Source organism: Streptomyces sp. ISL-43 (assembly GCF_018614195.1).
Classification (GTDB): Bacteria; Actinomycetota; Actinomycetes; order Streptomycetales; family Streptomycetaceae; genus Streptomyces.
Map to the genome: position 1 here is coordinate 174,823 of NZ_JAGGOT010000051.1, position 18,202 is coordinate 193,024.

Here is an 18,202-nt window from a genome sequence, read left to right on the forward strand (position 1 = left end):
CTCCTGATCCACGTACGTCACTGCCGACATCAACATAAGGGCAGACGTGGAATTGCCGCAAATGTATAAGTAATGCTTTGATGTCCTGCCTTGGAGACCGGCCATCACCGCTTGCCCGGTCGGCGCGGCCCGACGCGGACCACTTGCTCAGCGCCGCGGAGGAAACGGCGGGCAGCGAAGCGCAGTTCACCCACTCCAGGCGTGCGGGGCTACGAGGCCACCGTCAGCCGGGTGACGGTGCCCCGCCGGCGGGCGGGGTCGGCTGTTGGCCGAGTTCGCCGAGGACCTGGTCGAAGGGCCGGCGGAGGGCCACGGCGAGGGGCCGGGAGTCCGTGCGAGCGTAGGCGGCCAGGTTGTTCCGGGCGGCGGTCACGGCGGGGCGGGGGTCCTCTCCGGACAGGGTGTCCTCGATGGCCCGCGCGGTGAGCGAGGCCAGTTCGGGGAGCCGGCGACGGGCCCTGGCGAGGTCGGGAGCGAGGTCCTCCCGGCCGGAGAGTGCGGCGACTTCCCTTGCCAGGGTGGTCAGATGGGCGCTGAGCCTGTCGGCGGTGGCGATGTTCCGGGCCTGGAGCCGTACGGTGTCGCGCTGATGGCGGAGTAGGGGGTTGAACCGCATGGCGCGTTCGGCCTCGCGGGCGCGGGCGGCACTCGTGTGGACCGCTTCGGCGTGGGAGTTGACCCGGTCGAGGTTGTCGAGGGCGGCGGACGGTCCGGCGTCCAAGGCCACTACGGTGCCGGTGAGGGCACGGGTCAGGCGCGCACCGCAGTCGTCGGCGATGCCTGTCAGGGCCCGGTGGGGGTCGGGCGGCCACAGCAGCGGGGCGAGCAGGATGGTCACCGCCGCCCCCTCCGCGGTCTCCCAGACGCGGTCCAGTGCGTAGGCGTCGGGCGAGGTGTTGGCGAAGACCAGCAGTGATGACGCCGCCACCTGGATGTTCAGCCCACCACCGGCCCGCACGATCATTCCGACGCCCAGCCCCAGGGCCACCACCAGCGCCAGCGTGGCGGTCGAGGGGCGCAGGACGTTCAGGACGGCGATCCCGATCAGCACGCCCGCCACCACGCCCATGGCCCGCTGGAGCGATGTGCCCAGGGCCGTCATCGGATCGCCGCGCAGGGCCACCAGCGGGACGATCGCCGCGAACACCGGTGGCTGGTCGGCTCCCAGCCACAGCGCGACCTGCCAGGCGACGGCGGCGGTGACCACGATGCGGGCCGCTGCCGGGCCTTCGGTTCGCGCGAGTTCCCGAGCCCGGCGGGCTCGTTGTGCCCGGGAGTCAGCGAGATCGGTCATCCGAGCCCTTCGGTGTCGCGTCCGTGCTCGCCCGTCGGACGCCGGCCGAGCCCGTGCCCGCCGGACCCATCGGATCCGGCGGACGGTCCCGGTGGATCCGCGAGGAGCCCCGAGTGCCCTGACACGGCCGTGACCGACCAGCACAGCGTGCAGCGCCCGAGCGATCCAGCGCGTCCATTACGCCGAATGCGGCATGTCACACCGGCCGGCGTGTCCGACGGGAGACGCAGGTCACATCCGTCCGTGTCACAGGGGGCCGGGCTGCCTCGTCTCAGGGGGTGTAGCCATTGACGACCACGAAGGAGCACACCATGGACGCGCGACTGAACTACTTCGCCAGCCCGACCATCGGCAAGGCCTTCAAGCACCTCATGGCGGCGGGCAAGGCGATCAAGGAATCGACCCTGCCGGCCGCGACACAAGAGCTGGTGGCGCTGCGCGTGAGCCAGATCAACGGCTGCGCCATGTGCATCGACATGCACACCAAGGAGGCCGCCGCGGCCGGCGAGAGCCCGGTACGCCTGCACTTGGTGGCGGCGTGGCGCGAGGCCACGGTCTTCACCGAGGCCGAGCGCGCAGCGCTGGAGTTCGCGCAGGAGGCGACCCGCGTAGCGGACGCGGCCGGCGGGGTCGGTGACGAGGTGTGGGCGCGGGCCGGCAAGCACTACGACGAGGAGCAGCTCACCGCCCTGGCGGTCCTGGTCTCCTTCATGAACATGGCGAACCGGTTGAACGTCATCGCCCGGCAGCCGGCCGGCAACTACGAGGCCGGGCAGCTGCACTGAACGGCACCGACAACGGCCGGGGGGCCCGGCTGCGGGCCCTGGGCCGCCGGCTCGGGAGCGTTACTCTGGCCCCCCGACGGTCCAGATGATCATCAGATTGCGCCTGTGCTGACGAGTACGGCCAGGCGGGACGGCATCAGTGGGAGGGATTCGGCGTGAGCAAGGTCGAGGAGTTCGAGGAACTGCGGCCGCTGCTGTTCTCGATCGCCTATCGGATTCTGGGCAGTGTGGGCGAGGCCGAGGACGCGGTGCAGGAGACATGGCTGCGCTTCGACGGCTCGGCGACCCGGCCCACGTCGGCCAAGGCCTTCCTGTCGGCCACGGTGACGCGGATCTCGATCGACGTACTGCGTTCCGCGCGGGTGCGGCGCGAGGAGTACGTCGGGCAGTGGTTGCCCGAGCCGCTGCTGAGCGATCCCTATCAGGATCCTGCGCGGTCGGTGGAGCTGGCCGACTCGGTGTCGATGGCGGCGCTGCTGCTGCTGGAGCGGCTCAGCCCGCTGGAGCGGTCGGTGTTCGTGCTGCGGGAGGTGTTCGCCTTCGGGTTCGACGACGTCGCCGCGGCGGTGGGGCGTTCGGAGGCGGCGTGCCGGCAGCTGCTGGTGCGGGCGCGCCGGCACATGGAGGCCGGACGGCCGCGGTTCGAGGCGGACCGTCAGGAGCGTCAGGAACTGGCGACCCGGTTCTTCGACGCGCTGAAGGACGGCGACGTGGGCGGGCTGCAGGATCTGCTGGCCGCCGATGTGCAGTTCGTCGGGGACAGCGGCGGCAAGGCCCCGCAGCTGGCCAAGGCCGTCATGGGCGCGAAGAACGTGGCCCGGGTGCTGGGCGCGGTCTTCCCCTGGCTCATCCGGATCGACGTGTCGTTCGAGCCGCACGAGGTCAACGGCCAGCCCGGCGCGATCTTCCGCGACCGGGACGGCAAGGTGCTCCACACCCTGGTCCTCGACGTGCTCGACGGGCAGATCCAGACCATCCGCGCAGTGCTCAACCCCGACAAGCTCGGCCACATCGGGCCGGTCGGCGACGCCTGGGCCGTCAAGCACGAGCTGCAGCGGGCGCGTCGGCAGTCGAACTGACCACGGCGCGGAGCGTCAGTCGACGATGAACAGCCGGGCACCGTCCCGGGTGCTGGAGCGGTGCGACCGAGTGTCGTCGCCCACCTGGTAGCTGCTGCCGGCCGTGAGCGTGACGCTCTCGCCGCCGGCCAGTTCGGTGGTGAGCGTTCCTTCGAGGACCAGGAGGATATGACCCCGGTCGCACCAGTGGTCGGCGAGGTAGCCAGGGGTGTAGTCGACCATCCGCACGCGCAGGGACCCGAACTCGCGGGTGCGCCACGTGGCGGTGCCCGTCTCGCCCGGGTGCTCGGTGGCCTCGACCTGAGACCAGTCGGTGGTCCCGAAAGGTATGTTGATCATGTCCATTCACGGAGCCTACCGCCCGGCCCCGTCCGGTGGTGGGGCGCCCCGGGCCGGGGCCATGGTTCTCCGGACCCCCGCGTACCCTCGTCCCCGTGCCAGCCTCGCGCCCTCATCACGTCGCCGTCCTCGTCCTCGAAGGGGCGAAGCCCCTCGACGTCGGCATCCCCGCGCAGGTGTTCACGACCCGCGCGAGCATGCCGTACGAGGTACGGGTGTGCGGCGCCGGGCCCGGGCTCGTGACCGGGGGTGACGGTCTGTCGTACTCCGTCGCCCACGGCCTCGAAGCGCTCGCCTGGGCCGACACCGTCTTCGTCCCCGGATACCGCCACCCGGACCGCGAGGACCCGCCGCGGGCCGTCGTCGACGCACTCGTCGCCGCCCACGACCGGGGTGCGCGGCTCGCGGCCATCTCCACGGGGGCCTTCGCGCTCGCCGCCACCGGCCTGCTCGACGGCAAGCGCGCCACGACGCACTGGCACTACGCGCGGGCGCTCGCCGCGAAGTGGCCGCAGGTCCGTGTCGACGAGAACGTCCTGTTCGTCGACGAGGGCAGCGTGCTGACGTCGGCCGGCGCCGCCTCGGGCATCGACCTGTGCCTGCACATCCTGCGCACCGACGTCGGGGTGGCCGCGTCGAACCACACGGCCCGGCGGCTGGTCGCGGCCCCGTACCGCAGCGGCGGCCAAGCGCAGTACGTGCCGCGCAGCGTGCCCGAGCCGCTCGGCGAGCGGTTCGCCGCCACCCGCGAGTGGGCGCTGCACCGGCTCGGCGAGCCCCTCACCCTGGAGGTGCTCGCCCGGCACGCGGCGGTATCGCCGCGCACGTTCTCGCGGCGCTTCGCCGAGGACACCGGGTACACGCCGATGCAGTGGGTGATGCGGGCCCGCATCGACGTGGCCCGCGAACTGCTGGAGCGTTCCGAGCGGAGCGTCGAGCAGATCGCCGCGGACGTCGGCCTCGGTACCGGCGCGAACCTGCGGCTGCACTTCCAGCACATCCTGCGCACCACGCCGAGCGAGTACCGGCGCACTTTCGCCCAGGGCGAGTGACCCGATGGCCCCGCGGCCCGCATAGCCCCCAGCCCGCCGCCGCGTGGCGCGATCCTTGCGGACAGTGGCGATCGCGCCGCTGTCATCGGCGGCCGCCGCACGCGAACCTGGTGGCGAACCCCAAGGGACAGGGAGCCACACCATGACGCGTATCGCCATCAACGGATTCGGCCGCATCGGACGCAACGTGCTGCGCGCGCTGCTCGAACGCGACAGCGACCTCGAGATCGTCGCGATCAACGACCTCACCGAGCCGGCCACCCTCGCGCGCCTGCTCGCCTACGACACGACGTCCGGCCGGCTCGGCCGTCCGGTGACCGTCGACGGGGACGTCCTCGTCGTCGACGGCCGCCGCATCAAGGTGCTCGCCGAGCGCGAACCGGCGCAGCTTCCCTGGGCCGAGCTCGGCGTCGACGTCGTGCTCGAGGCGACCGGCCGCTTCGCCTCGGCCAAGGCCGCCCGCGCCCACATTGACGCGGGTGCCAAGAAGGTGCTGGTCAGCGCGCCGGCGGACGGGGCCGACATCACGCTCGCGTTCGGGGTGAACAGCGACGCGTACGACCCGGACCTGCACACGATCGTCTCGAACGCCTCCTGCACGACCAACGCGCTCGCTCCGCTGGCCGCGGTGCTCGACGAGCTCGCGGGCATCGAGCACGGCTTCATGACGACGGTGCACGCCTACACGCAGGAGCAGAACCTGCAGGACGGTCCGCACCGCGACGCCCGCCGCGCCCGCGCCGCCGCCGTCAACATCGTGCCGACCACGACGGGCGCCGCCAAGGCGATCGGCCTCGTGCTGCCGAACCTCGAGGGCAAGCTCTCGGGCGACTCGATCCGCGTCCCGGTTCCGGTCGGTTCGATCGTCGAGCTCAACACCACCGTCGCCCGCGACGTGACGCGCGAGGACGTGCTGGAGGCGTACCGCGTCGCGGCGCAGGGGCCGCTCGCCGGCGTGCTCGAGTACTCGGACGACCCGCTCGTGTCGTCCGACATCACGGGCAACCCCGCCTCGTCGATCTTCGACTCGGCCCTCACCCGCGTCGAAGGCCGCCACATCAAGGTGGTCGCCTGGTACGACAACGAGTGGGGCTTCTCGAACCGCGTGATCGACACGCTCGAGCTCATCGCCGCCCGCTGACCGCAGGGCGCGACGTCATGAACGGTGTCCCCGTTCCGGCACTCTCCGCGGTGGCGCGCTGACCTCGCGGCGCTCCGGATCGTGCACGGGTCTCCCGGTACCGGCCAGTCCGCCGGTACCGGGAGTTCGCGTTTCCACGAACCGGAAGCCGTCCTCGCAGGAGGCCGGTGGGCACGCTCGGCCGGACTCGGCGACGGCCGGCCGTACGCGGACCCACCGAGGGGTGATCATGACCCTCCGGGGCAGCCGCACTACGTGACCACCATCGGGGCCGAAGCGCGCTGGGCGGCTGCAGCCGCCCGACGGGCACCCCCGAAGGCGGCACACCGGGATGTGACGAGCCGCAGGCGAAGGTGAGGCGCGATTCCCATGCGATTCCTAGACCGACGACAGGCCGGCCGGCAGCTCGCCGCCAGACTGGAAGAGGTGTGCGCGGCCCAGAGCTGGCCCGATCCGATCGTGCTGGGCCTTCCGCGCGGGGGCGTCCCCGTCGCCGCCGAGGTCGCCCGGGCTCTCGACGCCCCGCTGGACGTGCTCGTCGTCCGCAAGATCGGCATGCCCGGCGAGCCGGAAGTGGGAATCGGCGCCATCGCGGGCGAGGACCCGCCCCTGTTCGACGGGCGGGCGCTGCAGATGCTGGGCCTCAGCCCGGATGACCTGCGCTCCGACGTGGCCCGGGAACGGGCCGAACTGCACCGCCGCGAGGACCTCTACCGCCGTGGCCGCCCCGCACCTGACCTGCGCGGTCGCACGGTGATCCTGGTCGACGACGGACTGGCGACGGGAGTCACCGCCCGAGCCGCCTTGCGCCGCGTCCGCGCCGAGCACCCGGCCGTGCTCGTCCTCGCGGTACCGGTGTGCGCCGAGGATGCCGCGGGGGAGCTGAGCCGGGACAGCGACCGGGTCGTCTGCCTCCAGCCCCACCGGAACCTGCACGCCGTCGGTGTCTGGTACGACGACTTCCGCCAAGTCTCCGACCAGGAGGTGATCGACATCCTGGAGCACCAGCACGCGGTCGGCTGACCCGGTCGGTCTTCCCCGACGGCCACACGACCACGCACGGAGGCGGGTAGGACCATGTCCCGGCCGGTGAAGGCGAAGCAGCTGCTGGAGGAGTACGGGCGGACCCATGCGGAGGAAGCGGGCATCCGGCTGCGGAACACACCTGCGCCGCTGTACCAGCTGCTGACGCTCTGCGTGCTCTTCTCGGTGCCCATCAAGGCCGACATCGCGGTGGCCGCGGCCCGCGAGCTGTTCGGGGCCGGGATGCGCACACCGCGGGCGATGGCCGCGTCGTCGTGGCAGGACCGGGTGGACGCGCTCGGCCGCGCGCACTACCGCCGCTACGACGAGAGCACGGCCACCGCGCTCGGAGCCGGTGCCGAACTCCTTGTCGACCGGTACCGCGGAGACCTGCGGCGGCTGCGTGAGGAGGCCGACGGGGACCCGGACCGCATCCGCGAACTGCTTCAGGAGCTCCCGCGGATCGGGCCGGTGGGAGCGGACATCTTCTGCCGGGAGGCCCAGGGCGTGTGGCCCGAGCTGCGCCCGGCGTTCGACGGCCGGGCCCGCCACGGCGCCGCCGAACTCGGGCTGCCGAAGACCCCCGAGGGCCTGGCGCGTCTGGTCTCCGCCGAAGACCTGCCGAGGCTGGCGGCAGCCCTGGTCCGGGTCGAACTCACCAGGGGGGCCGTCGACGAGCTGCGCCACGCCGGCTGAGACCACGGATGGCGCGGGCCGGGGGCACCGGACGCCCGGCAGAACGTCGGACGCTCAGCTCCCTTTACGCCTCGCGGCTCCCTCTACGCCTCGCGGCCGCTGCCGCGGCCCGGCGGCACCACCGGATGGCGAGCAGCAGCAGGCAGACCAGGGTCGGGACCCAGACGGCGGCGAAGGCCCAGATCAGTGTGGGGGAGGTGGTGGCGACGGCGCGCAGGAACAGGGCCGCGCAGACGATTCCGAGCAGACACGTGCACAGCCCGAGCCCGTGATGGTGGGACCAGCCCAGGGGAGAGGTCCAAGGTCTGACGCCGCGGCGCAGGGTGCGCAGCCGGCGGTCGAGGAGTTGGTCGGCGCGCAGGTCCTTCTCGATGCCATCGAGGATCATGCGCTCCTGCCGAGAGAGCTCAGGGCCGTCCATTCCGAGGCCCCCTGTCCTACTGAGATTGCCTTCGCCGTCTCAGGGACGGCTACCCGCGCTGCGGCCCCGCAAGCATGGGGCCGCGGCTCGGCCGGGAGGCCCCCTCTTCCTTCCGTCCCCGGGACTACGGCCCCGCGATGCGGGTAGGCGCACAGCACCTCGTCCACCGGCCCGCGGCCACGGCGAGCAGAGGAGACCGACCGAGGAGGGATGCCGTCATGGACACCAGAGGTCCGACTCTCCGTGTGGCGGTGGGCGTGACGGCGGCACTCGGGAACAAGCGTGACCCGGCGCGGTCGGCTCTGGGCCTGCGCGGCGTGGTGTTCGACGTCGACGGGGTCCTGACCGATTCGGTGGGCATCCATGCGGCCGCGTGGAAGGCCGCCCTCGATCCGTGCCTCGAAGCCATGCCGGCTGCCAGGCTCGCCGCGTGGCAGCGCCACCCGTTCGACGAGTTCAAGGACTACCTGAGCCTGGTCGACGGAAAGCCCGGATTCGACGGGGCGCTCGCATTCCTGAGCTCCCGGGGCCTGCGCCTGCCGGAGGGCCGGCCGGGCGACGGCCCGGGCTGCGCCACGGTGTGGGCGCTCGCCGCGGCCAAGGAGGCGGCGTTCCTCGCCACGGTGAGTGAGCGCCGGGTCGAAGCCTTCCCGGACGTGGAGCCCGCACTGTCCGCACTGCACGCCTGGGGAGTGGCGTGCGCCGCGGTCTCGGTCTGCAGGGACGCGAGCGACATGCTGACCGCGTCCGCGATCCGGGGCCTGTTCGACACGGTCGTGGACGGCACCGAGGCGGATCGGCTGAGTCTTGCGGGCACACCGGATCCGGCACTGTTCCTCGAGGGTGCGAGGCGGCTGCACGTCCCGCCCGCCCAGGCCGTGGTGGCGGAAGACTCGCCCGCCGGGGCCGAGGCCGGCATGCGCGGGGGTTTCGCCCTGGTGGCGGGAATCAACCGGTCCTCTTCGCACGAGCTGGCGGCGCGCCTGTACACGCACGGTGCCGATGTCGTGGTCCGAGATCTGGCCGGAATGCTGCGGGCCGCGGTCGGACGGTGGGAAGGGCCGTGATCGCCACCGGATCCGCATGGCTTATGCCGTGCGGACGCGGGTAGCCGCACCGTAGGAGCGGTTCACAACGGCAGGAGGAGCCATGACCCGGCGAGTCCACGAGGTGATGACCGAGCATCCGGTGGCCATCGAAAAGCTGACGTCCCTGGCCGAGGCGGCGAGGGTGATGCGTGATGCCGACATCGGGGACGTCCTTGTCGTCGACGAGGGCCGCCTGTGCGGCGTCCTCACCGACCGGGACCTCGTCATCCGCGCCATCGCCGAGAACAAGGATCCCGCCGATACCACCGTGTACGCCGTCTGCAGCACCGAGACCGTCACCGTCGGACCGGACGACGGCGTCGACCATGCCGTGGACATCATGCGCCGCAACGCGCTGCGGCGCCTGCCCGTGCAAACCGAGGACGGTGAGCTCGTCGGTATCGTCACCCTCGGTGATCTCGCTGTCGAACAGGATCCGGGATCGGCCCTCGCGGCGATCTCGGCCGCGGAGCCCGACAACTGACACCCGGCCGCTCGGCCGCTCGGCGGAGGTGGTTCCCCATGAATACGCCGGTACCACTGATCTCCACCACGAGCGGCCGGCTGCTGGTTCCCGCTGAGCAGGTCACGTCCCTGCTGCGGCGTCTCGTCGTCAGCTGGCTGCACTCCGTGTACGAGGGTGGGGCGGAGCTCGATCCGGCGACGACCCTCGGCCTGGCCAAGGTGACGCTGGAGCTCGCCGACCAGATCGACGCGGAATGCATCGCCTTCCTGCCGGTCCGCGGCGAGGGAGTCGAGGGCGTCGAGTGACGGTCCGGCTCCGCCGGCGTGCGCCGTAGCCGCCGCGGTCATTTCCAGGCGAGGCGCAGGTCGTCCTGGTTCGCGGCGAGCCACGTGGCGAAGTCCTGGAGGGCGGGGTTGAGTTCGCGTACGGCGGCCAGGTCGCGAGCGACGGTGAACTGGTGCTCGCAGTCCGCGTAGTACTGGAACATGTTCCCCGCCTCCTCGGCGCCCGGGAAGCCCTGGGCGCGGAACGCGTCCGGGGACATCGGGTGGTATTCCACCGGTTCACCGACCGCTTCGGTGAGCGCGGCGGCCATGTCGGCGAGCTTGAGGTGTTCGCCGGCGATGCTGACGGTGGCGGCGATGAGGTCGGTTCCGCGCTCGAAGACCGCCAGCGCGGTCTTGCCGACATCGTCCACGGCGATGCCGGAGAGCTTGCTGTCCCCCATGGGGAAGGACAGCCGCAGGACGCCGTTCTCGTCGCGCTGCGGGCCGAAGGAGCTGCTCAGGTTCTCCCAGGGGAACGTGGCCCGCAGGAAGGTCGTCGGTACGGCCGCCTCGGTGAAGAAGTGATCGGCCTCGGCCTTGGCGTCGAACTGCGGGACCTTGTAGTGCTCCTGGAGCGTGGGCATCCGGTCGTCGTCGAGGGGGATGCACGCGCGGGTGTCCTCCAGCGTGGACCAGATCGCGTGCTGCACCCCGGCGTGCGAGGCGGCCCGGGCCAGCGCCTGCGCCTGGGACTTCTCCCGCTCCGCCGACATGTGCTCCCAGAAGTTGGTGACCAGGTACGCGCCGTACGCATGTTCGAATGCCGGCGCCAGGGAGCCCTCGTCGTCCATGTCGGCCCGGACCACTTCCGCCCCGAGCCGTTCCAGCTCCCGCGCAGGATCGGAGTCCGGGTGGCGGGTGATGGCCCGGACGGTGAATTCACCGTCCCGGTCGGCCAGGATCGCCCGTACCAGGGAGCCGCCCTGCCGGTCGGTCGCACCGAACACCGTTATGACGCGCTTCGCAGCCATGTCCTCACCTCACATACGTTCCCGATTCGAGCTGGAGCTCCTCCCGCGGACCGGGGCTCGCCCCGGCGCCCGGGGCCGTCGCACCGTGCGAGTGGTTCATCTCGGCTCCCCGTCGCGGCTGTCCTCGTCGACGTTCTCGGCGTCGACGACGTCCTCACCATGGTCCTCGTCCTGCGGCCGGCGCGCCCCCGGTCCGGCTCCGCCGCCCGAATCCTGCGTACCTGGGCGTAGAGATAGGCCGGAACGGTGACGACGGCGTCCGTGACGTCCTCGCCCAGGTACGCCTCGGCGTCGCGCTTCAGCTCAGGACGGCGGATGACCCGGCGGCGCGAGGCCAGGGTGAGCCGCGGCGCGGTTCAGGCTGGTGTCGCCAGGAGCTCCTCCGCCGCCAGCACGGCCTCGTGCGCGGTGGGGCGGTCCATGAGGACGCACAGCGTGTAGGCCGCGTCGTCCATGGCTCGCAGGGCGCCAGGGTCCGAGGGGGTGGCTGCCAGGCGTGCCTGGCAGCCACGAAGGCGCGAGAGGACCTCTTCGGCCCGTGTGCGGCTCGGCAGGACTCCGGTCCGTGCCGTCTTCGGCCGCAGCGGGGTCCGCGCAGCCCTGATGGCGTGGCGCAGGGCTCGTTCCAGCCGCACCGGCACCGGCGTACCGCCAGGTCCGGCGGTCATCGCCGCCGCCATGTCCAGCACGTTCACGTTGGCGAGGTCGGCGGCCGTTGCCAGGATCCGTTCCGCGTCGCGGACGGAGCACGGTGTCGTGGCCATCAGCATCCCCACGGCCAACGCGGCCGTCGGCCGCGCGAGAAGGGGTCTGCCCGGAGAGCCCTGGACATCGGCTGTGTGAGACATGGAGATTCCTTCGATCCAAGGCCGCAGGGAGCGATCGGGCGTGGGCGGGTACGGAAGGTATGCCCCCGTCCCGGCGCCCGGCACACCCCATCCGGGGAGCCCCGACCGCGGTCCGCGTGGGGTGCCCGCATGGGGGCCGGCCGCAGCGGCGGGCGAGGTGTTTCGCGGACGTCCTGTCCGTAGTAAGGATGCGCGCCCCGCTCACCGCTTCCGTTGCGCTTCTCCCCCGTCCCCTTCGTCCTGTGGACTCGTCCAGTGCTTGCGCCCGGTCCGCGGGTCCGGCGTGCGACTCGGCCGGTCGAGGCGACTGGCCTCGTCCGTGTCGGCGGCGTCCGTCCGTCGTTCGTCGCGGCGCGGGTCGCGCCGCGCTTTGGACCGGGAGCCGTGTCCGTCTGCCGGAGGTACGCCTCCGGCACCGCCCTGCTCGTCCATGGCCGCCTCCTCGTCTCCTCGTCCTTCTCGGGAGTCTCTGTGGCGGCTGCCCTTCCTCCGGCGGGGGAAACACGCCCGACGCCGCTGGGCCGCACCTCGCGTGGGGCGGCGGCTGCCGGTCAGGTGCGGACGGCCTCGAGGTCAAGGGCGCGTGCGCGTTCGGCGCGGCCTTCGATCAGGTGACGGAAGCCGGCCAAGGCGTAGCGCTCGCCGGTCGAGGAGCCGGGCCCGGGGATACCGGCGACGGCGGCCATGAGCTGCTGGGGTTGCGCCTGCCAGCCGACGGCCAGGACGCGCAGGCCGAGGCATTCGGCGCGCCGGTGCAGGTCCAGGAGGAGGAGCAGGCCGGTGGTATCCATGCACGGCACGTGGTGCAGGTCGACCATCAGGACGGCGATGTCGGCGGTGATGTCCCGCAAGGCCTGGTGCAGCGCCGGTGCGGCGGCGGCGTCCAGGTTTCCGATGAAACTGATCAGTACGGTATTTCCGCGGCGCTCGGTCTCGGTGGTGAACGTAGCGGTCACGGTGCCCCTCTCTGTCACGGCCCGGCCGGGGTCCCGGGTCTGAGGCTCCCTATCCTCGCTCGGGCCATGGCCAGGCCGCGGTACGGCACGCCAGGAACGGGCGCGGGCCGTGACCTCGGGAGATCGAACTGGCGAGCGGGTCCGTGCGTCGGCCGCCCGCCGCGGGCCGGCCCCGCGACTGCCCGTGAGGCAGCCGCACGCCATGCCCGGGCAACGGGGGAGGGTGTCGGGTGCCGACGGGGCACGACGTGGGTGCGTCCTCTCGGGGACTGCCGAACGCACCCGACGTCTTGCACCAATGTGCCCGACGCCGCACGGCCGGCCCGTCATGCGCGGCCGTCAGGAGCCGATCGATACCGCACCGGACGCGGGCCCGGACCCGGCGGCGGACGCGGGCGGGTGCCCGGCGCGACACGTACCCCGGTCGACTGGCCACGACCTTGCCGAGCGCCCCTGACGACGGCCGGAGGCGCCATCACGGGTCTCGCCGCCCAACTTTCCCAAAGAATTTCTGCAAAAATACTTTTGGAAAGTCTATGAGGCGTTCTACCCTCCCGTCATGGTCAGCGAAGAGCAGCAACGCGTACTCGATCCCGAGCGGGACGCACCAGCCCTGAAGGCCCTTACGCACCCTCTGCGTATCCGGCTGCTCGGGATGCTGCGGCTGGACGGACCGGCCACCGCGAGCGAACTGGCGGTCAGGACCGGGGAGTCGTCCGCCTCCACCAGCTATCACCTGCGGGTGCTGGCGAAGTACGCGTTCGTCGTCGAGGCCGAGAACCGTGACGGGCGGGAGCGCCGCTGGCAGGCGGTGCACTCCGTGACCTCCTGGAGCAACAAGGCCATGGAGGCCACACCGGGCAGCCGCGCCTGGGTCAGCCTGTCGCGCAGGGCTCAGATCGAGCACCTGGAGGCCTCCCTCGTCCGGCACGAGGCCGACCTAGCCGACGGGCGGCTCGGCCGGGAGTGGGTGGAGCCCTCCGGAATCAGCGACCTGATGCCCCGTCTGACCCCCGAGTCACTCACCGAACTCTGGGAAGTGATCGACCGGAAACTGCGGGAACTGACCACCCGCGATGCGGAGGATCCGCGCGCCGCGCACGTCATGCTCCTCACCGCCGGGCTGCCACTGGCCCCACGCGACGCCGGCGCGGAACCGGAAACCTCCACCCCCGCGGCGACGGAAGCGGAGGACGCCTCGTGACCGGGCCGCTGGACATACGCACCGCACGCCGCCGCTACGTCACGGTCTGCGCCCTGTTCTGGCTGCCGCTGGGACTGACCATCGCACCCCTGATCCTGCTGTTCACCGAGCGCGGCATGGCCATGACGGCCATCGCGGGCTTCTTCGCCGCGCACTCCCTCACCGCCGCCGCTCTGGAACTGCCCACCGGAGGACTGTCCGACGTCCTGGGGCGCCGCGCCGTCCTGGCCGCCGCCGGCCTCCTGAACCTGACCGCCCTGACCCTCGTCGGCCTGGGCACGACCGGCTGGCTGCTCGGACTCGGCATGGCTCTCATGGGAGCAGGCCGTGCCCTGTCCAGCGGGCCGGCCGAAGCCTGGTACGTCGACACCGTCCACGCGCACTCCGGCCCGGACACCGAACTGCGCACCGGACTGGCCCGCGGCTCCTCCGCGACATCCGCCGCGCTCGCCGCGGGTACCCTGCTCGGCGGCGCCCTTCCCTGGTTGCTCGGCCTCGGCCCCGACCTCGGCGCCCGCCTGAGCGAAGCGACTTCCGGACTGGTGCTGCCCCTTTCCGCCCCGCCGCTCCTGGGCGCGGCCGTCGAGATCGCCTTCGTGCTCTACGTCTTGACCGCCCTACGGGAGCCGCCCCGGCCGACGGCCACCCTGCGCGACGTACTCCGAGGCATCCCGGGCACCGTCGCGGACGGACTGCGCCTGGGCGCACGCGACGCGCTGGTCCGCCGGATCCTCCTCAGCGCGGGGGCCGCCGGCAGCGCCCTCGCCGCGATCGAACTGCTCACACCGGGCCGTGCCGCGGCGCTCACCGGTGCGTCCGGGTCGGGCGCGGTGCTCTTCGCCGCACTCGCCTGCGCCGGATTCGTCTGCTCCGCCATCGGCGGCCACCTCGCACCACTGACCGCCCGGCTCGCGGGAAGCGGCGAGCGCGCCGTCATGATGAGCCTCGGCACCAGCGCGAGCGGCCTGCTGCTGCTCGGCGCCACCGCGGCCGCCGCGGGAGCGGGCTCCATGATCCTCGCGGTCATCGGCTACGGCCTGGTCTACCTCGGCCTCGGCGCGGCGGGACCGAGTGAGAACGACATCCTGCACCGCCGCGTCCCCAGCGCGGGCCGGGCCACCGCACTGTCGGTGCAGTCCCTCACCCTGCAACTGACGGGAGCCGCCACCGGCCTGATCGTCAGTCTCCTGCCGGCAGGCCCGCTGCCCTGGCTGCTGGGAGGCGCCGTACTGCTCGCGGGAGCCCTCCTGTGGATGCACCGCGGCGGACCCATACCCCCGGATCCCGCGGACACGCCCGCACCACACACCGCGTCGTCCTCCCCGATCACCGTTGCCTCCGATCCCCCTCGTCACCACGCCGGTCAATAGCCTTCGCTCGCGGCGAGCGAAGGCCCGCCTTCCGGGGGAGGCGGGCCGGCGCGTACCGCGTGGGGGGTGCCTGGTCGGTGTCGGGCGGGGTGGGTCAGGGGCAGGTGACCAGGAGGACGGAGACGGCCGTGCAGGTGGCGGTCGCGCTGTCGTTGAGCGGGTTGGGGTCGCCCGGCGCGGACACCGTACGGGTGCCGGTGACCGAGATCTTGCCCAGGGAGAGCAGGTGCAGCGGTACGCGGAACGTCTTGGCGGAACTGCTGCCGGTGGCGATGGTGCCGTAGACGCAGGTCACGGTGGTCCCGCTGCTGGTGCATCCCGGGGACAGGCCGGTGGCGGACGAGCCCGGCGGCAGGCCGGCGGTGAGCGTGGCCGAGGTGACCGTGCCGGGGCCGGTGTTGCGGGCGGTCAGGGTGTAGGTGAGGTAGGGGACCAGCAGGCTCAGATTCGGCTGGGCCGTCAGGTCGACGTCGATGTCGGCGGGCGGGACCTGGTACGTGTACCGGCCCGCGCCGACCGCGGCGCTGGTGCCGCCGGGCGTGGTGACCTGGACGTCGACGGGGCCCGCGGCATGGGCGGGTGCGGTGGCGGTGCACGTGGTGGGGGTGCAGGAGAGGCCGGTCGCCGGGTTGCCGGGGCCGAAGGTGAGCGCGGTGGCGCCGCTCAGGCCGGTGCCGTTGACCGTGACGACGGCGCCGCCGTCCGTCGTGCCGGCGGACGGGCTGAGCGAGGTCACCACCGGCACCGGAATGTAGGAGTACCGGCCGGCGGGGGAGAGGGCGCTGCTGCCGCCGGGGGTCGTGGCCTGGACGTCGACCGTCCCGGTTCCGGCCGGTGAGGTGGCCGTGCACGAGGTCGTGGTGCAGGTGACGTTGGTGGCGGGGTTGCCCGGGCCGAAGGTGATGGTGGCGCCCGCAAGACCGGTGCCCGTGACCGTCACCACCGTGCCGCCGGCCGCGACTCCGGTGTCAGGGCCGATGCCGGTGACCGTGGGTGCGTTCCGGGTGAAGGCGAACACGATCCGGCCGTCTCCGGTGTTGGCCCCTTCGGTCAGGGTGACGGGGGAGCCGGGTACCGTCCCGGAGACCAGGCTGGATCCTCCGCCTCCGCCTCCGCCGCCACCACCGGTGGCGCCGTATCTGCCGCCGGCTCCGCCACGGCCGCCGCCGCCGTACCCGGCTCCGCCGCGCCCGCCGGCGCCCGTCGGACTGAAAACGCCCTGGGCGGCGGCGCCGCCGGGACCGTTCGGGTAGGCGCCCGGGGAACCGTTCGGGCCCTCGTTGTCCGCGCCGGGCCCTCCGATTCCGGGGGTCCCGCCGGCGATGTCGGTGCCCGGGCCTCCGCCCGTACCGCCCTGGGCGTCGGGGACCATGCCGTTGCCGTCGGCGCCCGCGCCGCCGCTGTCACCGCCGGCCGCCCCCCGGTAGGCGGGGGAGCCGATGCCCGGACCGCCCGCTCCGCCGCCCGAACCGGCGGTCAACAGGGGCGCGTTGGTGGCGGTGGTCACCGCTACCAGGGCCCCGCCGAACCCGGGCACGCCGAACTGCGTGCTCGCGGCGGCGTTGGCGCCACGTCTGCCGACGGTGACGTTGAACGTCTGCCCGGGCGTGGCGGGGACGGTCGCGACGAGGTGCGCGCCCTTGCCGCCCGAAGTGCCGTCCCCGGAGTTCCCGCCGCCGGCGCCGTCGAGGGTCACCACACCGCTCGAGACGCCGTCGGGCACGGTGACGCTGCCGGTACCGCCCGCCGAGCAGGTGATCGTGGTGGTGGCACCCGCCACGACCGGGGCGGCGCACACCCCGTCCGCCGACGCCGAAGTCGCCAGTACGGTCAGGCCGCCCGCGGCCAGCGTGGACGACGCGGCCACCGCCAGCAGCCGGTAGCGCCACCGGGTGCGCGGCCCGTGTAACACAGCAGTCGAAGACATCGAAGTCTCCCCCTCTCGCCTCCGCCCGGCAGTGGCCGGAGGCGAAAACTCCTGGGAAGCCGCGGCCGGACGCTCCAGTACGGCGAACCGGAGCGCGCCGCTTCGTACGACGGCCCGTCCGTTCGCCGGTATCCCAGGACTCGTCGGAAGGGCAACGGCCCGGTCATACCGGCGGAAGCATCGCAGCGAGCGGCGCGTGGCGGGCGGCGAATGCCGGATCGTCGTGCCGAACATGCCGGGAAACGCCGAACCGGCCACCGCGGTCGTACGAATGTCCGAGCGGAGGCGAGCCGCCGGGCGTGTTCCCGATGGTCGTCGGCCCGACCGCGAGTTCCCCGCCGCCGGGTCCGCGACCCTCGAACGGCCGCGTCGTCAGGTCGCGGGGTCGAGGAGGTGGGGGTCGTTGTTGCGGACGCTGTTGACGGCCGTGGATACCGCGGTCACCGTGAGGCGGCCGTCGGCGGGGGTGTGGAGGAGGGCGCGGAGGTCCGTCGTGTCCTGGTGGGACGGGTCGAGCCAGGCCTCGTAGTCGCCCGGGTCGAGGGCGAGGGGCATCCGCGGGTGGATGCGGCCGGCCGCGTCGGTGGCTTCGGTGGTGATGATCGTGGCCGTGGTGAGCCAGGCCGCCGGGTCGTCCTGGTCGGCGACGGCCGGGTCGCGCCAGAACTCGTACAGTCCGGCCATCGCCATCACGGAGCCGCCTTCGGGCTGGATGAAGTACGGCTGCTTGTAGGCCTTGGCCGATGCGGTGGCCGGCACGGCGACCCACTCGTAGAAGCCGTCCGCGGGCAGCAGGCACCGGCGTTTGGCCAGGGCTCGCCGGAAAGCCGGCTTCTCGTGGACGGTCTCCACCCTCGCGTTGATCATCCGCGATCCCACCGACGGGTCCTTGGCCCAGGACGGCACCAGCCCCCACCGGATCGGGCGCAGCCGCCGCTGGAGCTCGCCGGTGTCCCGGGCGGCGCGTTCCAGGACCGCCCACACCTCGTCGGTGGGCGCGACGTTCCACGAGGGTCCGAGGACGCGCTCTGGGTCGAGCAGGGCGTCGAAGATGCCCGCGAGGTCTTTCGGTGCCCGGGAGGAGGCGTATCGGCCGCACATGCTCTCCACTCTCGCACCCTTCCCGCGCCAGGTCGGGCTGAGCGCGCCGGTCCGGGTCGCCGCCGGCCTCGTCAGGTCCGCGAGCGGTGCGGAGTACGGAGACGGACAGGGAGAG

Annotated in this window: 19 protein-coding genes and 1 pseudogene; 11 read left to right on the plus strand and 9 right to left on the minus strand. The window is 72.6% G+C overall.

The window, feature by feature from the left end; translation table 11 throughout:
• Positions 1-223: 223 nt before the first annotated feature.
• The gene (locus J7F03_RS27985) at positions 224-1,294 is read right to left on the minus strand and encodes an aromatic acid exporter family protein (protein ID WP_214954253.1); all 1,071 of its coding nucleotides are present in this window, start codon (positions 1,292-1,294) and stop codon (positions 224-226) included.
• A gap of 311 nt (positions 1,295-1,605) precedes the next feature.
• Here J7F03_RS27985 and J7F03_RS27990 point away from each other — a divergent pair, with 311 nt between their 5' ends.
• Both J7F03_RS27990 and J7F03_RS27995 read left to right on the plus strand, forming a co-directional pair.
• The gene (locus J7F03_RS27990; RefSeq protein WP_214954255.1) at positions 1,606-2,079 is read left to right on the plus strand and encodes a carboxymuconolactone decarboxylase family protein; all 474 of its coding nucleotides are present in this window, start codon (positions 1,606-1,608) and stop codon (positions 2,077-2,079) included.
• Between the two features lie 155 nt (positions 2,080-2,234).
• On the plus strand, positions 2,235-3,158 hold the full coding sequence (locus J7F03_RS27995) for an RNA polymerase sigma-70 factor (protein WP_214954257.1): 924 nt from the start codon (positions 2,235-2,237) through the stop codon (positions 3,156-3,158).
• A gap of 15 nt (positions 3,159-3,173) precedes the next feature.
• Here the strand turns inward: J7F03_RS27995 and J7F03_RS28000 are convergent, their stop codons facing one another.
• Positions 3,174-3,503 carry a DHCW motif cupin fold protein gene (locus J7F03_RS28000; RefSeq protein ID WP_251072578.1) on the minus strand — a complete coding sequence of 110 codons (330 nt, stop codon included), beginning with the start codon at positions 3,501-3,503 and terminating at the stop codon, positions 3,174-3,176.
• An 89-nt stretch (positions 3,504-3,592) separates the two neighbouring features.
• On the opposite strand from J7F03_RS28000, the gene J7F03_RS28005 reads away from it, so the two are divergent.
• The 4 genes from J7F03_RS28005 to J7F03_RS28020 all read left to right on the plus strand — a co-directional run bounded on the left by J7F03_RS28005 (position 3,593) and on the right by J7F03_RS28020 (position 7,409).
• A complete protein-coding gene (locus J7F03_RS28005; RefSeq protein ID WP_214954259.1) occupies positions 3,593-4,549 on the plus strand; it encodes a GlxA family transcriptional regulator in 957 nt (318 codons plus the stop codon).
• A gap of 142 nt (positions 4,550-4,691) precedes the next feature.
• Positions 4,692-5,690, plus strand: a complete 999-nt coding sequence (gene gap / locus J7F03_RS28010; protein ID WP_214954261.1) for a type I glyceraldehyde-3-phosphate dehydrogenase — start codon at positions 4,692-4,694, stop codon at positions 5,688-5,690.
• A 369-nt stretch (positions 5,691-6,059) separates the two neighbouring features.
• Entirely contained in the window at positions 6,060-6,713 is a 654-nt protein-coding gene (locus J7F03_RS28015; protein ID WP_214954263.1) for a phosphoribosyltransferase, read from the plus strand.
• 54 nt (positions 6,714-6,767) lie between these two features.
• Positions 6,768-7,409: an endonuclease gene (locus tag J7F03_RS28020; RefSeq protein ID WP_214954265.1), complete on the plus strand. Its 642-nt coding sequence runs from the start codon at positions 6,768-6,770 to the stop codon at positions 7,407-7,409.
• A 64-nt stretch (positions 7,410-7,473) separates the two neighbouring features.
• On the opposite strand, the gene J7F03_RS28025 is transcribed toward J7F03_RS28020, so the two are convergent.
• Positions 7,474-7,797 carry a hypothetical protein gene (locus tag J7F03_RS28025; protein ID WP_214954267.1) on the minus strand — a complete coding sequence of 108 codons (324 nt, stop codon included), beginning with the start codon at positions 7,795-7,797 and terminating at the stop codon, positions 7,474-7,476.
• A gap of 251 nt (positions 7,798-8,048) precedes the next feature.
• On the opposite strand from J7F03_RS28025, the gene J7F03_RS28030 reads away from it, so the two are divergent.
• From J7F03_RS28030 to J7F03_RS28040, 3 genes are all read left to right on the plus strand, one after another.
• On the plus strand, positions 8,049-8,897 hold the full coding sequence (locus tag J7F03_RS28030) for an HAD family phosphatase (RefSeq protein WP_214954269.1): 849 nt from the start codon (positions 8,049-8,051) through the stop codon (positions 8,895-8,897).
• Positions 8,898-8,979: 82 nt separating this feature from the next.
• Complete coding sequence (locus J7F03_RS28035) at positions 8,980-9,402, plus strand: CBS domain-containing protein (protein ID WP_214954271.1); 423 nt, start codon at positions 8,980-8,982, stop codon at positions 9,400-9,402.
• Between the two features lie 38 nt (positions 9,403-9,440).
• Positions 9,441-9,689: a DUF6213 family protein gene (locus J7F03_RS28040; RefSeq protein ID WP_214954273.1), complete on the plus strand. Its 249-nt coding sequence runs from the start codon at positions 9,441-9,443 to the stop codon at positions 9,687-9,689.
• Between the two features lie 38 nt (positions 9,690-9,727).
• Here J7F03_RS28040 and J7F03_RS28045 read toward each other — a convergent pair whose 3' ends face one another.
• The 4 genes and pseudogenes from J7F03_RS28045 to J7F03_RS42100 all read right to left on the minus strand — a co-directional run bounded on the left by J7F03_RS28045 (position 9,728) and on the right by J7F03_RS42100 (position 12,485).
• A complete protein-coding gene (locus tag J7F03_RS28045; RefSeq protein WP_214954275.1) occupies positions 9,728-10,681 on the minus strand; it encodes an NmrA/HSCARG family protein in 954 nt (317 codons plus the stop codon).
• A gap of 197 nt (positions 10,682-10,878) precedes the next feature.
• Positions 10,879-10,986: pseudogene (locus J7F03_RS42765) on the minus strand (Hsp70 family protein); the annotation flags it as partial.
• Positions 10,987-11,037: 51 nt separating this feature from the next.
• On the minus strand, positions 11,038-11,445 hold the full coding sequence (locus tag J7F03_RS28055; protein ID WP_214954277.1) for a DUF5133 domain-containing protein: 408 nt from the start codon (positions 11,443-11,445) through the stop codon (positions 11,038-11,040).
• 635 nt (positions 11,446-12,080) lie between these two features.
• On the minus strand, positions 12,081-12,485 hold the full coding sequence (locus J7F03_RS42100) for an STAS domain-containing protein (protein WP_308379998.1): 405 nt from the start codon (positions 12,483-12,485) through the stop codon (positions 12,081-12,083).
• Between the two features lie 559 nt (positions 12,486-13,044).
• Here J7F03_RS42100 and J7F03_RS28065 point away from each other — a divergent pair.
• A complete protein-coding gene (locus tag J7F03_RS28065) occupies positions 13,045-13,689 on the plus strand; it encodes a helix-turn-helix transcriptional regulator (protein ID WP_214954281.1) in 645 nt (214 codons plus the stop codon).
• Positions 13,686-15,059, plus strand: coding sequence for an MFS transporter (locus J7F03_RS28070; protein WP_214954283.1), 1,374 nt, complete (start codon positions 13,686-13,688; stop codon positions 15,057-15,059). Before J7F03_RS28065 ends, J7F03_RS28070 begins: the two co-directional genes overlap by 4 nt.
• Before the next feature lie 94 nt (positions 15,060-15,153).
• Here the strand turns inward: J7F03_RS28070 and J7F03_RS42105 are convergent, their stop codons facing one another.
• Together J7F03_RS42105 and J7F03_RS28080 are read right to left on the minus strand one after the other, a co-directional pair.
• Entirely contained in the window at positions 15,154-16,986 is a 1,833-nt protein-coding gene (locus tag J7F03_RS42105) for an IPT/TIG domain-containing protein (protein WP_214954285.1), read from the minus strand.
• A 372-nt stretch (positions 16,987-17,358) separates the two neighbouring features.
• Complete coding sequence (locus J7F03_RS28080; protein ID WP_214954287.1) at positions 17,359-18,087, minus strand: SOS response-associated peptidase; 729 nt, start codon at positions 18,085-18,087, stop codon at positions 17,359-17,361.
• Between the last annotated feature and the right edge of the window lie 115 nt (positions 18,088-18,202).